Consider the following 13,333-nt stretch of genomic DNA (forward strand, 5'->3'; position numbering starts at 1 on the left):
TCCTCCCTGATGAATGTGGGAGGGATTGTTCCGCGTGGGCGCGGGCGGGCAAAGAACGCCGCTCAGTGACCGGTTACTTAGCAACCCCCGTGCCAGCCCAGAAAACCCCGGTTTTCGTGACGCATTGCCGCCGATGTGACACGAATACAGGGCGGAATGTGACAAACACCCCGAGGCGGGCTGTCAACATGTGACAAAGGGGCGTGCGGCTCGGCGCGTGCGGGCTTTGCATTGCACGGGCTTTGCATGCGGGCTCATGCGGGCTTGGGGTCAGGTCTTTCATTTGCCCACCCCCGAGAAAGCGGACGCACTGCTATGATCTGTCCATGTGGTCATCTGGAGAGTCGCCATGCGTACTGTAGCGGTAGTCGAAGCCAAGAGTCAGTTTTCAGCGCTGCTGGCAGCGGTCGAGAGTGGTGAGGAAGTGGCGATCACTCGGCGAGGGCGGGTGGTGGCTCGATTGGTGCCCGATGCGGCGCGCTCGGCGGCAGACGTCTTCCGACGCTGCTGGCGGGAGGGCGGGCTGGATCTGGCCGAGCCGGCCGATGCGCCGCCAGAGTCGGTTGCGGGCTGGGAATGATCGGACATGCACTATCTTCTCGATACCAATATCTTCAACGCCGCGCTGAAGGCGCACCCGGCGGTGCGAACGCGGCTCGAGTCCGTGCCGGCTTCTTCGATCGTGGTCTCGCCCATCGTGCTCGGCGAACTCGAAACCGGCGTGGAGAAGAGCGCGCAGGTCGAGCGCAACCGCGCGCGGTTGCATGAGGTCGTGGCGGGTCTTGCGGTGCCACCGCTCGATGCGACGGTGAGTGGGCACTACGCATGCATTCGCGCCGCGCTCGAGCGCCAGGGCACGCCGATAGGCGGCAACGATCTCTGGATTGCCGCGCAGGCGCTTGCATTGGGTGCCATGTTGGTGACCGACAACGTGAGGGAGTTCGGTCGTGTTCCGGGGTTGGTGGTGCAGAACTGGTTGGCTTCATAGGGGCCTGGGGTCTTTCATTTGCTCACCCCACCCGCTGCACCTGCGCGTGGGGGGCTTGGGGTCAGGTCTTTCATTTGCTCACAACTCACACAACTGCGGCCTGAGCTTAGCTTGTCAGTACACCATCCGGACGCTATGATGGGGTCAGTTTCAGAACATGGAGCTTGCCGTGAGCACCCCAAGCCTCTCCAAAACCGAACGGATCGATGTCCGCGCAAGCAGCGCCGTCAAACAACTCTTGCAGGAAGCTGCACGTTCCTGTCACAAGAACGTCAGCGAGTTTCTGCTGGAGGCTGGCGTCATTGCGGCCGACCAGGCCTTGGCGGACCGTCGTCGATTCGCGCTGGACGACGAGCGATGGCAGGCCTTTCAGCAAGCGCTGGACCGTCCTGTGCAAGTCAAGCCGCGCCTGAAGAAACTACTGGGCGAACCTGGGGTTCTGGATTGAGTGCAGGGTATGAGCCGGTCCGCAAACTCTCGCCAGCGGATTCGACAGAGGCGTTCGACTGCGGGCAGCCTGCGCTCAACCAGTTCCTGCAGCGCTATGCGCTCGTCAGCCAGAAGGCGAACAGTGCGCAGACTTACGTTTGTTGTCTGAGCAGTAAGGTGGTGGGCTTCTACAGTCTCGCAGTCGGCAGCGTCGACTCGGGGGAAGCCCCTGCACGCGTCAGGAAGGGTCTGGCCCGGCATCCGGTTCCGGTAATGATTCTGGCGCGACTCGCCGTGGATCGTGATCACCAGGGGATTGGCCTGGGCAAGGCGCTGCTCAAGGATGCGCTGCTGCGCACTGCCCAAGCTGCCGAAATCGCGGGCATTCGTTGCGTGCTGGTTCACGCTAAAGACGAGGCCGCTCGGCAGTGGTACGCGTCCTGGGAGTTCGAGCCAAGCCCCACCGACCCCTACCACCTGTTCCTGATGCTCAAGGACCTCAGAGCCTTGCTGGCGGAGTGAGTGGGGGTTCGGGTGGGGGCTTGGGGTCAGGTCTTTCATTTGCTCACCCCACCCGCTGCACAGCCACGCCGACCTTGTCTGCCCCCCGCGCCAGCGTGGCGTCCGCTGTGCACAGTGTCGCGCTCAGGCGCATGCATACGGCCAGATGCAGCGCATCGCCCGCACGTAGTCCGCTGCGGTAGTCGGCAATCCAGCCTCTGGCGCAGTCGAAGTCCGCGGTGTCGACCGCTTCCACAGCGAGTCGCGCACTGACGAGCTTGTCGAAGCGCTCGAGCCCCTTGCGATGGAGGTCCGTCGACACATCGCCCCGGCGCGCCATGATCCCCGCGGCGCTGGCGAACTTGGTGCGTGGTGTCACCTGAGTCAGGTCTTTCATTTGCCCACCCCCGAGAAAGCGGACGCACTGCTATGATCTGTCCATGTGGTCATCTGGAGAGTCGCCATGCGTACTGTAGCGGTAGTCGAAGCCAAGAGTCAGTTTTCAGCGCTGCTGGCAGCGGTCGAGAGTGGTGAGGAAGTGGCGATCACTCGGCGAGGGCGGGTGGTGGCTCGATTGGTGCCCGATGCGGCGCGCTCGGCGGCAGACGTCTTCCGACGCTGCTGGCGGGAGGGCGGGCTGGATCTGGCCGAGCCGGCCGATGCGCCGCCAGAGTCGGTTGCGGGCTGGGAATGATCGGACATGCACTATCTTCTCGATACCAATATCTTCAACGCCGCGCTGAAGGCGCACCCGGCGGTGCGAACGCGGCTCGAGTCCGTGCCGGCTTCTTCGATCGTGGTCTCGCCCATCGTGCTCGGCGAACTCGAAACCGGCGTGGAGAAGAGCGCGCAGGTCGAGCGCAACCGCGCGCGGTTGCATGAGGTCGTGGCGGGTCTTGCGGTGCCACCGCTCGATGCGACGGTGAGTGGGCACTACGCATGCATTCGCGCCGCGCTCGAGCGCCAGGGCACGCCGATAGGCGGCAACGATCTCTGGATTGCCGCGCAGGCGCTTGCATTGGGTGCCATGTTGGTGACCGACAACGTGAGGGAGTTCGGTCGTGTTCCGGGGTTGGTGGTGGAGAACTGGTTGGCTTCATAGGGGGCCTGGGGTCTTTCATTTGCTCACCCCACCCGCTGCACCTGCGCGAGGGATCAGGGTTGTGCATCAGTGCTTTCCCGCCGCGAAGAGGCTAATATCAATTTCCTTACTTCATTACTTTTCGGGGGCGGTCATGTTGGCCAAGCGTACGAGCAAGAACCAGGTCACCTTGCCCAAGGCCATCGTCCAGCGCGTGGGCGAAGCCGACTACTACGACGTCACGGTCCAGGATGGAAAGATCGTGCTGACGCCGGTCCGGCTGCAGCAGGCCGATGCCGTGCGGGCGAAGCTCGAGGCGCTCGGCATCACGCAGGATGATGTCGAGGATGCGATTGCCTGGGCGAGAAAACACGCATGACGCGGCCGCGCGTCGTGCTCGACACGAACTGCCTGGTGTCGGCATTGATCTTTTCCTGCGGCTGCTTCGCCTGGCTGCGCGAGGCCTGGCAGGGTGGGCGCTGTGTTCCGCTGGCGAGTCGCGATACGGTCGGCGAGCTGTTGCGTGTGCTCAACTATCCGAAGTTCAAGCTGTCGCGTGACGAGCAGGAGGCGCTGCTGGCTGAGTTTTTGCCCTATGTCGAGACCGTCGGCATCGAGACGCCGCCTGAGGGGCTTCCGGATATTCGGGACCCCGACGATGTGGTCTTTCTGGCACTGGCGGTTGCTGCCGAGGCCGATGCGCTTGTCAGCGGGGACGGCGACCTTCATGCGGTCAAGGCGGACTTCCCGATTCCGATCCTGACGGTGGCGGAGTTTTCGGAGTGGTTGAATCGGCAGGGGTAGGAGAGAGATCCCGGGATCAGGTCTTTCATCTGCTCACCCCGCCCGCTGCACGGTCACGCCGACCTTGTCTGCCGTCCGCGCCAGCGTGTCGTCCGCTGTGCACAGTGTCGCGCTCAAGCGCATGCATACGGCCAGATGCAGCGCATCGCGCGCACGTAGTCTGCTGCGGCAGTCGGCAATCCGGCCTCTGGCGCGGTCGAAGTCCGCGGTATCGACCGCTTCCACAGCGCGTCTCGCTCTGAGGAGGTTGTCGAAGCGTTCGAGCCCTTCGCGATCGAAGTCCGTGGAGACATCGCCTCTGCGCGCCATGATCCCCGCGTCACCCCGCCGGCGGCTGGGTGTTAGCGAAGCTGGGCCGCGCAAACAGGCGGTCGGCGAAGGGGACCAGCCCGGGGTGGCGGCTGCGCCAGTCGAGGTCGGGAAAGCGTAGGTCGAGGTAGGCGAGGGCGACACCCACGGCGATGTCGCCGAGTTGCATGGCGCTGCCGTTGAACCAGTGGCGGTCGTCGAGGCGGCGCTCGAGTTCGGCCAGGCCGCGGTCGATCTTGTCTTTCTGGCGTTCGATCTCGCGTGCGCTGCGTTCGCCGTCAGGGCGGCGCGATTCGAGCAAGGCGGCGACCGCGGCATCGGTCACGCCGTCGGCGAGGGCCTCGGTCTGGCGCACGCGCACGGCGTCGAGCGCGTCGGCCGGCAGCAGGGCAGGCGGCGCGGCGAGGGTTTCCAGGTAGCCGGCGATGACCGGGGAGTCGAAGAAGGTTTCTCCGGTGGCGGTGATCAGCACCGGCACCTTGCCCAGCGGGTTGAGCGTGGGGATGCGGGTGTTGACCTCCCAGGGCGAATCCACCACCAGCTCGAAAGGCAATGCCTTTTCGGCGAGGATGATGCGGATCTTGCGGGCGTAGGGGCTGGTGAGCGAGGCGAGCAGTTTCATGGTGGCGTGTCTCCCTAGGGGTGAAGAACACGATACGCCACGCCGCAGGCCGCCGACATTAGGGAAACCGGAGAGCTTGTGGGCGAACGCCCGGCGGCAGCGTAATCGAGGGCTGACCCCGTTTCCCGTTTTCTCCCAACTGCGTTCCCCTGCCGTACAATGCAATTGTTTCTCAACAGGCAACGACCGTTTCCATTGTGAAAACAGAATCTGGCCTTTCCGACCTGCTCTTCCCTAACCAGTACCGGCGCAGGGTGTTGGGGCTGCTGCTCATGCGACCCGAGCAGCAGATTCATTTACGCGAACTTGCCCGGGTAATTGGGGCCGCACCCGGAACGCTCAAGAAGGAGCTGGATGCGCTTTGCGACGCCGGGCTGCTGCGTGCCGAGCGTGTGGGCAACCAGGTGCGGTTTTGTGCGAACACCGCGCACCCGGTGTTCCCGGAGTTGCAGGCCTTGATCAGAAAGACCATTGGCCTGGCCGATGCCTTGCGGCTCAGCCTCGCTCCGCTCGTCGACCGGATCGATGCGGCTTTCATCTTCGGCTCCATGGCTAGCGGTACGGAGCGTGCCGGGAGCGACATCGACCTCATGGTGGTTGGCGATGCCGGCTTCGCTGAGATCGTGGATGCGACCTATGAGGCGCAAGCTGCGCTCGGACGCGAGATCAACCCCAAGGTGATGAGCGCAAGCGAATGGCAGGCGAAGAGGTCGGAGCGCAATGCCTTCCTCCAGGATGTGTTGAACAAGCCCAGAATCATGCTGATCGGAGATGCCGATGCCCTCTGAGGCCGCGCTCGAGGCTTGGGGGCGCAGGGAAACCCCGAAGCCTTGCATTCGCTCAGGTCTCCCGCCGCTCCCTTACCCCGCACCTGGGTGCGCCGCTCAGGCGGGATCGACGTTGCGTGCGATCAGCTCGCGGATGAGGTGCAGCTTTCCGTGGAAGAAGTGGTCCGCGCCCGGGACGACCACGATGGGCTGCTCCTGCGGTCGCGCCCAGTCGAGCACGTTGGCCAGCGCCACGGTTTCGTCGTGCTCGCCGTGGATGACCAGGGCGGGGATGTTCTTCGGCAGCGCGGGGGTGTCGTAGCTGCGTCCGCTGCCGGTGGTGTCGCCCGCGGCCATGCCGACGAGGACGAGCTGGCGCGGCGGTGCGATGCCGTCGGCCAGGCGGTTGGCGACGCGTACCTGCACGTAGCCGCCAAAAGAGAAGCCGCCCAGCGCCAGCGGCTTCGCCCCCCAGCGCGATTCGGCCCAGCTGATCACCGCCAGCATGTCCTCGGTCTCGCCCTCGCCATGGTCGTGCGTGCCCTCGCTCTTGCCCACACCGCGGAAGTTGGGACGGATCACGGCGTAGCCGAGGTCGCGGTAGGCCCGCGCCAGGGTGTGCGCCACCTTGTTGGTGTTGGCGCCGCCGAAGAGCGGGTGCGGGTGGCATACCAGGGCGATGCCCTTGACCGCCTCGGGGGCGTCGATGAGTGCTTCGATGTGGCCGGCGGGGCCGCGCAGCAGGGCGGGCTCGGTGGGCAGCGGCCGGCTCATGCCGCGCCCTCGGGCAGGCGCAGGCGGTCGACGATGCGGCCTTCGCGCAGGTGGCTGTCGATGATCTCGTCGATGTCTTCCTTGTCGACGTAGGTGTACCAGACGTTGTCCGGGTACACGACGATCACCGGGCCGTCGTCGCAGCGTCCCAGGCAACCCGCCTTGTTGACGCGCACGCTGCCCTGGCCCTTGAGGCCGAGCGCTGCGGTGCGTTCCTTGGCGTAGGTCTGCAACTCGCTGGCGCGATGGTCGTTGCAACAGGACTCACCTGCCGGACGCTGGTTGCAGCAGAAGAAAACGTGGTGTTTGAAGTAGCTCATGCCATCTCTCTTGGGCGGGGCAGCGGCGGGGGCGCTGCGCTGGCGGCCATTATAGGTGGCGCCGGCGCGGGTGTGCCGGGCTGGCGAGGCGTTCGCCGCGCCACAGCCCGAGCGCGGACAGATAGGCCAGTGCCAGGTAGGGCCACAGGCTGTCGACCAGCTGGGTGAGGCCGTGGAAGTTGAGGAAGTTGCTGTAGCTGGTGAGCTGCTGGTTGTAGGGCAGGTAAGGGTTCTCCGGGATCAGGTTGACCAGCGCCGTGGCCAGCAACAGGCCGGCGCCGGCCAGCGCGTGCTGTGCATAGCGCGGCAGCAGCAGGCAGGGCAGCAGCAGGGCAGCGCCGATCATCATGCCGCGTTCGGCGCCGGGGGTGAGCCAGGCCAGCGGCGCGGCGGGTTCGAAGAAGGTCCACGTGGCAAGCGTCTTGGCGAGCACGCCCAGGCCGAGCACCAGCAGTACGGGGGCCGGGTTGGCGCCGCGTGTCATGCAGCGCGCGAACAGGCCCACGGCGAGCAGTGCGCTGGCGGTGAGCGCGGTGTCGAAGGCGATGAAGCGTTCCGGACTGAAGGGCAGGGGGGCAGGGATGCCGAGCAGGCTGCGCAGGTCTCCGCTGGAGAACAGCAAGTCGTTGGCGGTGAGTTGGCCGAGCAGCCACAGGCCCAGCAGCACCAGCCCGGCCTCGCCGCTGCGTCCGCCGATGACGTATTGCGCCCGCCAGCGTTGCAGCCGGCCTTGCGGGCCGAACAAGGCGCCGCCCCAGCGTGCGCCAAGCAGTGCGCCCACCAGTGCGCCCGCGATGTTGCCGCCCAGGTCGAGGTTGCTGGCGACGCGGGTGGGCAGGTAGTTCTGCGCCGCTTCCAGGCCGAAGCTGAACAGGCCTGCGAGTACCGTTGCCACCGCCAGCTTGCGCGCCATGCCCCAGCCTTGCGGCAGCGCGGCGGCGAACAGGAAGCCGAGCGGCAGGTAGCCGAGGATGTTGAACAGGAAGTCCTCGACGATGAAGTAGCGCGGCCATGGCGCCCACAACCAGTCGAACGCCGGCAGCCCGCTGTCGCGCCATCCGGTCAGCGGATGCAGGCAGGCATAGGCGACGAGCAGGGCGTAGGCGAGCGCCAGGGCGCGCGGCAGGGATGATGATGTGCTGGCGGGCATCGTTAGAGGGCAGACGAGCCCACGAGTGTAACGGCAACGGAGGGTGGACAAGGCAGGGTAGGTGAGGGTTGCCGGGCAATGACACGACTTGCTGCATCGGCGCAGGGCGCTCGGACGATGCAAGGCTCGCCGTTGGCGCAGCGCGATGGTGCCAGGCACCAACCTGGTGCGCGTGCGGGCGGGCGTGGTGCGCCAGTCCGCGAAAAACCGCCCCCTGCTGCTGGCGATGCCTTGTGCTGCGGTTGGTTTGTCGGTTGCACGAATCTTGCTGTCGAGCTTGTATCGACCACCTGCACGCCGCGAGGGCTCCGTGTCCATCCACGTCAAACTGAACCACGTCACCCACTACCGCTACGACCGTCCCGTGGCCCTGTCGCCGCAACTCGTGCGCCTGCGCCCGGCGCCGCACTCCCGCACCCCCATCCATGCCTATTCGCTGAAGGTCGAGCCGGGCACGCACTTCATCAACTGGCAGCAGGACCCGCAGTCGAACTATCTCGCCCGCCTGGTCTTCCCCGAGAAGACGACCGAGTTGCGCATCGAGGTGGATCTGGTGGCCGAGATGTCGGTCATCAACCCCTTCGACTTCTTTCTCGAGCCTGAAGCGGAAAAGATCCCATTCGCCTACGACGAGGGGCTTGGCGTGGAGCTGGCGCCCTACCGCCTGCATGCGCCGGCGGATGCGCTGGGCCCGAGGTTCGACGACTATCTGGCCGCGATACCGCGCACGCCCCGGGCCAGCGTCGACTTCCTGGTCGCCCTCAACCAGCGCCTGCAGCAGGACATCCGCTACCTGGTGCGCCTCGAGCCCGGCGTGCAGACGCCGGAGGAGACGCTCACCCTGGCCAGCGGCTCGTGCCGCGACTCGGCCTGGCTGTTGGTGCAGTTGCTGCGCCACCTCGGGCTGGCGGCGCGCTTCGTGTCCGGCTACCTGATCCAGCTCACGCCCGATGTGAAATCGCTCGACGGTCCATCGGGCACCGAGGTCGATTTCACCGATCTGCACGCCTGGTGCGAGGTGTACCTGCCCGGTGCGGGCTGGGTCGGGCTCGACCCGACATCGGGGCTGTTTGCCGGCGAGGGCCACATCCCGGTGGCGTGCACCCCAGAGCCCTCGTCCGCTGCGCCGATCACGGGCTTCACCGACGAGTGCGAGTGCGAGTTCGAACACCACATGCGGGTCGAACGCGTGTGGGAGGCGCCACGCGTCACCAAGCCCTACACCGACGAACAGTGGGCGGCAATCGAGGTCCTGGGGCAGCGCATCGACGGCGACCTGAACGTCAACGACGTTCGCCTCACCCAGGGCGGCGAGCCCACCTTCGTGTCGCTCGACGACCGCGACGGCGCGGCCTGGAACAGCGATGCGCTCGATCCGCAGCAGCGCGACACGAGCAAGCCGAGCAAGCGCACCCTGGCCGAGAACCTGATGTTCCGCCTCAAGGACCACTATGCGCCGCAAGGCCTGCTGCATTTCGGCCAGGGCAAGTGGTACCCCGGCGAGCAGCTGCCGCGCTGGTCGCTGAACTGCTACTGGCGCCGTGACGGCGAACCGATCTGGCGCAACCCGGCGCTGTTTGCGCGCGAACTCTCCGGCACCGCGGTGGACGAGGCCATGGCGGCGCGCTTCCTCGCCCGCGTCGGCGAGCGCCTGGGCGTGGATACGCAATGGATGATGCCGGCCTTCGAGGACGCCTGGTACTACCTGTGGCGCGAGCGCCGGCTGCCGGCCAATGTCGATCCGCACGACGCGCGCGTGGATGATCCGCTCGAGCGCGCGCGCTTGGCCAAGGTCTTCGACCAGGGGCTCAAGCAGGTCATCGGCCACGTGCTGCCGATCGTGCGCCAGCACAATGGCATCGCGGGTCGCAGTCCGCGCTGGCAGAGCGGGCCGTGGTTCCTGCGTGCCGAGCGTCTGTACCTGGTTCCCGGCGACTCGCCGATCGGCTATCGCCTGCCGTTGGATTCGCAGCCGTGGGCGGCCAAGGGCGACTACCCGTGGGTTCACGCCGCCGACCCCAACCAGGCCTTCCCGGTGCTGCCCGCCCATGCCGAACTGCGCCAGCAATTGCGCCCGTTCGGCGGTGCGGCCAGCGCCACCATCGGCGCCGACAGCGGCCTTGGCTTCACTGCCCACGGTGGCGGCTGGACGCCCGGCCGCGTCGAGCATGCCGGCTTTCATGAGGCCGAGGGCGCGCAGGGTGGGGCTGCCATGCCGCTGCCCGGCGCGGCCGAGGCCGAGCTGGCGACGCGTGACGAACGCATCGATCCCGCCCGTCGCCCGAACCCGCACGAATCCGCCGCCTGGATCACACGCAGCGCACTGTGTGCCGAACCGCGTGGCGGCCTGCTCTACCTGTTCATGCCGCCGACGGTGGCGCTGGAGGACTATCTCGAGATCGTCACCGCCATCGAGGACACCGCGGCCGAGTTCGAGCTGCCGGTGGTGCTCGAGGGCTACGAGCCGCCCGCAGACCCGCGCCTGGCGAACTTCCGCATCACCCCCGACCCGGGCGTGATCGAGGTCAACATCCACCCTGCGGCGAGCTGGGACGAGCTCGTGGAGCGCACCACCACGCTCTACGAGGAGGCTCACCAGTCGCGCCTGTCGACCGAGAAGTTCATGCTCGACGGCCGCCACACCGGCACCGGCGGTGGCAACCACTTCGTGCTCGGCGGCGCCACGCCGGCCGATTCGCCTTTCCTGCGCCGGCCCGACCTGCTGCGCAGTCTGGTGAGCTACTGGCACAACCACCCCAGCCTGTCCTACCTGTTCTCCGGCTTGTTCATCGGCCCCACCTCGCAAGCGCCGCGGGTGGACGAGGCTCGCCACGACTCGGTGCACGAGCTGGAAGTGGCCTTCCAGCAGTTCCCCGCGCCCGGCGCGGCGGTACCGCCCTGGCTCATCGACCGTCTGCTGCGCAACCTGCTGATCGATGCCAGCGGCAACACCCATCGCGCCGAGTTCTGCATCGACAAGCTCTACAGCCCGGACACTGCCACCGGCCGCCTCGGCCTGCTGGAATTGCGCGCCTTCGAGATGCCGCCGCACGCGCGCATGAGCCTCGCCCAGCAGTTGCTGCTGCGCGCGCTGATCGCACGCTTCTGGCAGCAGCCCTATGCGCCCGGCCGGCTGCGGCGCTGGGGCACCGAACTGCACGACCGCTTCCTGTTGCCGCACTGGGTGGCGGAGGACTTCCGCGACGTCGTCACCGAGCTGCGTGAGTTCGGCTACCCGATCGAGTTCGACTGGTTCGCGCCGCACTTAGAGTTCCGCTTCCCCAAGTACGGGGAGTTCGCCGCGCGTGGTGTGCATGTCGAGTTGCGCATGGCGCTCGAGCCCTGGCATGTGATGGGCGAGGAGGGCGCGCCCGGTGGTACCGTGCGCTATGTCGATTCCTCGGTGGAGCGTGTGCAGGTGAAGGTGTCCGGCCTCAATGACGATCGCCATGTGCTCACCTGCAACGGCCGCGCCGTGCCGCTGCAGCCCACCGGTGTGGTCGGCGAGTTCGTCGCCGGCGTGCGCTACCGGGCGTGGCAGCCGCCGTCCTGCCTGCACCCGACCATCGGCGTGCATGCGCCGCTGGTGTTCGACCTGGTCGATGGCTGGATGCGGCGCTCGATGGGGGGCTGCGTCTATCACGTCGCGCATCCGGGCGGGCGCAACCACGAGACCTACCCCGTCAACCCCTACGAGGCCGAAGGCCGGCGGCTGGCGCGCTTCACCACCACGGGGCACACCCCGGGGGCGATCGAGCCCGTACCTGCGCAGAGCAACGCCGACTTCCCCTTCACCCTTGATCTGCGCCGCAGGGGCGGCTGAGCGCGTCCATGCAGGTCCAGCTACAGCGCCCGCCCGAACTGCTCGCCGGCTATACGGCACGGCCCGACCGCTACGACGAGTTGTGCCAGCGCATCGGCAGCGTGGTGGTGGTGCGGCCGCATTGGCGCGACTTCTTCCACGGCGTGGCGGCGATGCCGCCCGAGGAGCTGTCGGCGCGCCGTGCCGCCTTGCGCCGTCAGGTCCATGAGAACGGCATCACCTACAACGTCTATGCCGATCCGCGTGGCTTCCAGCGCCCGTGGGAGCTGGACCTGCTGCCCTTCATGCTGCCGGCCTCGGAGTGGGCGCAGATCGAGGCTGCCGTCATCCAGCGTGCCACCTTGTTCAACCACATTCTCGCCGACCTCTACGGCGAGCAGCGCCTGCTGCAGGAAGGGCTGATCCCGCCGGCGCTGATCTACGGCCACAGTGGCTTCCTGCGTCCGCTGGTGGGGGCGAAGCAGCCGGGCGACCTGTTCCTGCACCTGTACGCCGCCGACCTTGCGCGCTCGCCTGACGGGCGTTGGTGGGTGGTGGCCGACCGCACCCAGGCGCCGTCCGGGGCCGGCTACGCGCTGGAGAACCGCAGCGTGCTGGCACGTGCCCTGCCCGAGCTCTACCGCGCGACCGGGGTGCAGCCGCTGGTGCCCTTCTTCGAGCGCTTCCGCGACAACCTGGCGGCGCTGGCGCCGGCTGGCGCTCTGGGAGATGACGAGGATCCCCTCATCGTCGTGTTGACGCCCGGCCCCTACAACGAGACCTACTTCGAGCACGCCTTCCTGGCGCGCGAGATGGGTTTCCCGCTCGTCGAGGGCCAGGACCTGACCGTGCGCGATGAGGCCGTCTTCCTGCGCACGCTCGACGGCCTGCAGCGGGTGCACGTGATCCTGCGCCGGGTGGACGACATCTGGTGCGATCCGCTCGAGCTGCGCGAGGATTCGGCACTGGGGGTTGCCGGGCTGGTGGCCGCGGTGCGTGCGGGCAAGGTGACGGTGGCCAATGCGCTCGGCAGCGGCATCCTCGAAACCGGCGCCCTGCTCGGCTATCTGCCGCACCTGTGCGAGGCGGTGCTGGGACAGAAGCTGCGCATGCCTTCGGTGGCGACCTGGTGGTGCGGCGAGCCCGCGGCACGCGACTACGCCCTGCAACATCTGCGTGAGCTGGTGGTGAAGCCGGCCTACCCGAAGCTGGGCGCGGGACCGGTGTTCTGCCGCGACTTGCCGGAAGCCGAGCTGGCGGCGCTGGCCGCCCGCATTGCCGCCCGACCTTTCGACTTCGTCGCCCAAGAGATGGTGAACATCTCGCAGGCCCCGGTGCTTGCGGTCGATGGCGAGGCGCCCGGCGAGCGCAGCGCCGACGGACGGCGTTCGGCGGACTTCCCGGGCTGCAGCATGGTGGCCCGCAACGTGGCCTTGCGCGTCTTCGTGGCGGCCGGGGCCGACGGCTTCCGGGTGCTGCCCGGCGGGCTGACGCGCGTGGCTTCGGGCTCCGACATGCGTATCGTGTCCATGCAGCAGGGCGGCAGCAGCAAGGACGCCTGGGTGCTGAGCCCGACCGCGGTGGAGCGGCCACCGCAGCACATCGTGCCCGGCCAGCTTGCGCCCCCTCCGGGCGGGCTGCGCAGGCTGGGGCTGTCGAGCCGGGTGGCGGAGAACTTCTTCTGGCTCGGGCGCTACAGCGAGCGGGCCGATGCCGCTGCGCGCCTCGGCCGCGAGACCCTGGCCCGCCTGGGCGGACTCGCGGGCGGCGCGGCTGCGGCGCCTGT

General features: G+C 67.4%; 17 protein-coding genes. 11 read left to right on the forward strand and 6 right to left on the reverse strand.

Annotated elements, in window-relative coordinates:
• The first annotated feature begins 349 nt into the window (after positions 1-349).
• The 4 genes from B447_RS20640 to B447_RS20655 all read left to right on the forward strand — a co-directional run bounded on the left by B447_RS20640 (position 350) and on the right by B447_RS20655 (position 1,939).
• Positions 350-580, forward strand: coding sequence for a type II toxin-antitoxin system Phd/YefM family antitoxin (locus B447_RS20640; RefSeq protein WP_002945661.1), 231 nt, complete (start codon positions 350-352; stop codon positions 578-580).
• A 6-nt stretch (positions 581-586) separates the two neighbouring features.
• A complete protein-coding gene (locus B447_RS20645; protein WP_002945662.1) occupies positions 587-988 on the forward strand; it encodes a PIN domain-containing protein in 402 nt (133 codons plus the stop codon).
• A 169-nt stretch (positions 989-1,157) separates the two neighbouring features.
• The gene (locus B447_RS20650) at positions 1,158-1,436 is read left to right on the forward strand and encodes a type II toxin-antitoxin system TacA family antitoxin (RefSeq protein ID WP_002945663.1); all 279 of its coding nucleotides are present in this window, start codon (positions 1,158-1,160) and stop codon (positions 1,434-1,436) included.
• Positions 1,433-1,939 (forward strand): GNAT family N-acetyltransferase, encoded by a 507-nt coding sequence (locus B447_RS20655; protein WP_002945664.1) that lies wholly within the window; start codon positions 1,433-1,435, stop codon positions 1,937-1,939. The genes B447_RS20650 and B447_RS20655 overlap by 4 nt, the downstream gene beginning before the upstream one ends.
• 43 nt (positions 1,940-1,982) lie before the next feature.
• On the opposite strand, the gene B447_RS20660 is transcribed toward B447_RS20655, so the two are convergent.
• Positions 1,983-2,315, reverse strand: a complete 333-nt coding sequence (locus tag B447_RS20660; RefSeq protein ID WP_002945665.1) for a type II toxin-antitoxin system VapC family toxin — start codon at positions 2,313-2,315, stop codon at positions 1,983-1,985.
• 66 nt (positions 2,316-2,381) lie between these two features.
• Here B447_RS20660 and B447_RS20665 point away from each other — a divergent pair, with 66 nt between their 5' ends.
• The 4 genes from B447_RS20665 (at position 2,382) to B447_RS20680 (ending at position 3,803) form a co-directional block, all read left to right on the forward strand.
• Positions 2,382-2,612, forward strand: coding sequence for a type II toxin-antitoxin system Phd/YefM family antitoxin (locus B447_RS20665; RefSeq protein WP_002945661.1), 231 nt, complete (start codon positions 2,382-2,384; stop codon positions 2,610-2,612).
• Between the two features lie 6 nt (positions 2,613-2,618).
• The gene (locus B447_RS20670) at positions 2,619-3,020 is read left to right on the forward strand and encodes a PIN domain-containing protein (protein WP_002945666.1); all 402 of its coding nucleotides are present in this window, start codon (positions 2,619-2,621) and stop codon (positions 3,018-3,020) included.
• A 133-nt stretch (positions 3,021-3,153) separates the two neighbouring features.
• Positions 3,154-3,378 carry an AbrB/MazE/SpoVT family DNA-binding domain-containing protein gene (locus B447_RS20675; RefSeq protein ID WP_002945667.1) on the forward strand — a complete coding sequence of 75 codons (225 nt, stop codon included), beginning with the start codon at positions 3,154-3,156 and terminating at the stop codon, positions 3,376-3,378.
• Positions 3,375-3,803, forward strand: coding sequence for a putative toxin-antitoxin system toxin component, PIN family (locus tag B447_RS20680; protein ID WP_002945668.1), 429 nt, complete (start codon positions 3,375-3,377; stop codon positions 3,801-3,803). The genes B447_RS20675 and B447_RS20680 overlap by 4 nt, the downstream gene beginning before the upstream one ends.
• A gap of 33 nt (positions 3,804-3,836) precedes the next feature.
• Here the strand turns inward: B447_RS20680 and B447_RS20685 are convergent, their stop codons facing one another.
• The gene (locus B447_RS20685) at positions 3,837-4,112 is read right to left on the reverse strand and encodes a PIN domain-containing protein (protein WP_002945669.1); all 276 of its coding nucleotides are present in this window, start codon (positions 4,110-4,112) and stop codon (positions 3,837-3,839) included.
• A gap of 10 nt (positions 4,113-4,122) precedes the next feature.
• Entirely contained in the window at positions 4,123-4,734 is a 612-nt protein-coding gene (locus B447_RS20690) for a glutathione S-transferase (RefSeq protein WP_002931858.1), read from the reverse strand.
• Positions 4,735-4,988: 254 nt separating this feature from the next.
• Between B447_RS20690 and B447_RS20695 the strand changes: the two genes are divergently transcribed.
• On the forward strand, positions 4,989-5,522 hold the full coding sequence (locus B447_RS20695; RefSeq protein ID WP_232431690.1) for a nucleotidyltransferase domain-containing protein: 534 nt from the start codon (positions 4,989-4,991) through the stop codon (positions 5,520-5,522).
• Positions 5,523-5,618: 96 nt separating this feature from the next.
• Here the strand turns inward: B447_RS20695 and B447_RS20700 are convergent, their stop codons facing one another.
• The 3 genes from B447_RS20700 to B447_RS20710 are packed head-to-tail and all read right to left on the reverse strand — an operon-like array spanning position 5,619 to position 7,745.
• Positions 5,619-6,275, reverse strand: coding sequence for an alpha/beta hydrolase (locus B447_RS20700; protein ID WP_002945671.1), 657 nt, complete (start codon positions 6,273-6,275; stop codon positions 5,619-5,621).
• A complete protein-coding gene (locus B447_RS20705) occupies positions 6,272-6,595 on the reverse strand; it encodes a (2Fe-2S) ferredoxin domain-containing protein (RefSeq protein WP_002931861.1) in 324 nt (107 codons plus the stop codon). The genes B447_RS20700 and B447_RS20705 overlap by 4 nt, the downstream gene beginning before the upstream one ends.
• A gap of 49 nt (positions 6,596-6,644) precedes the next feature.
• Positions 6,645-7,745: a VanZ family protein gene (locus B447_RS20710; RefSeq protein WP_002931865.1), complete on the reverse strand. Its 1,101-nt coding sequence runs from the start codon at positions 7,743-7,745 to the stop codon at positions 6,645-6,647.
• A gap of 310 nt (positions 7,746-8,055) precedes the next feature.
• On the opposite strand from B447_RS20710, the gene B447_RS20715 reads away from it, so the two are divergent.
• Complete coding sequence (locus B447_RS20715) at positions 8,056-11,568, forward strand: transglutaminase family protein (protein WP_002945672.1); 3,513 nt, start codon at positions 8,056-8,058, stop codon at positions 11,566-11,568.
• 8 nt (positions 11,569-11,576) lie between these two features.
• Positions 11,577-13,333, forward strand: a 1,757-nt coding sequence (locus tag B447_RS20720; RefSeq protein ID WP_002945673.1) for a circularly permuted type 2 ATP-grasp protein, incomplete at its 3' end; no start/stop codon positions are given.

It is taken from the genome of Thauera sp. 27 (assembly GCF_000310125.2).
In the GTDB taxonomy this organism is placed as follows: Bacteria; Pseudomonadota; Gammaproteobacteria; order Burkholderiales; family Rhodocyclaceae; genus Thauera; species Thauera mechernichensis.

What these genes read in the sequence shown, in the direction of transcription:
- B447_RS20640 (WP_002945661.1), top strand. Translation starts at nt 350, where the DNA reads ATGCGTACTGTAGCGGTAGTCGAAGCCAAGAGTCAGTTTTCAGCGCTG.
- B447_RS20645 (WP_002945662.1), top strand. Translation starts at nt 587, where the DNA reads ATGCACTATCTTCTCGATACCAATATCTTCAACGCCGCGCTGAAGGCG.
- B447_RS20660 (WP_002945665.1), bottom strand. Translation starts at nt 2,315, where the DNA reads ATGAAAGACCTGACTCAGGTGACACCACGCACCAAGTTCGCCAGCGCC.
- B447_RS20665 (WP_002945661.1), top strand. Translation starts at nt 2,382, where the DNA reads ATGCGTACTGTAGCGGTAGTCGAAGCCAAGAGTCAGTTTTCAGCGCTG.
- B447_RS20670 (WP_002945666.1), top strand. Translation starts at nt 2,619, where the DNA reads ATGCACTATCTTCTCGATACCAATATCTTCAACGCCGCGCTGAAGGCG.
- B447_RS20675 (WP_002945667.1), top strand. Translation starts at nt 3,154, where the DNA reads ATGTTGGCCAAGCGTACGAGCAAGAACCAGGTCACCTTGCCCAAGGCC.
- B447_RS20680 (WP_002945668.1), top strand. Translation starts at nt 3,375, where the DNA reads ATGACGCGGCCGCGCGTCGTGCTCGACACGAACTGCCTGGTGTCGGCA.
- B447_RS20685 (WP_002945669.1), bottom strand. Translation starts at nt 4,112, where the DNA reads ATGGCGCGCAGAGGCGATGTCTCCACGGACTTCGATCGCGAAGGGCTC.
- B447_RS20690 (WP_002931858.1), bottom strand. Translation starts at nt 4,734, where the DNA reads ATGAAACTGCTCGCCTCGCTCACCAGCCCCTACGCCCGCAAGATCCGC.
- B447_RS20700 (WP_002945671.1), bottom strand. Translation starts at nt 6,275, where the DNA reads ATGAGCCGGCCGCTGCCCACCGAGCCCGCCCTGCTGCGCGGCCCCGCC.
- B447_RS20705 (WP_002931861.1), bottom strand. Translation starts at nt 6,595, where the DNA reads ATGAGCTACTTCAAACACCACGTTTTCTTCTGCTGCAACCAGCGTCCG.
- B447_RS20710 (WP_002931865.1), bottom strand. Translation starts at nt 7,745, where the DNA reads ATGCCCGCCAGCACATCATCATCCCTGCCGCGCGCCCTGGCGCTCGCC.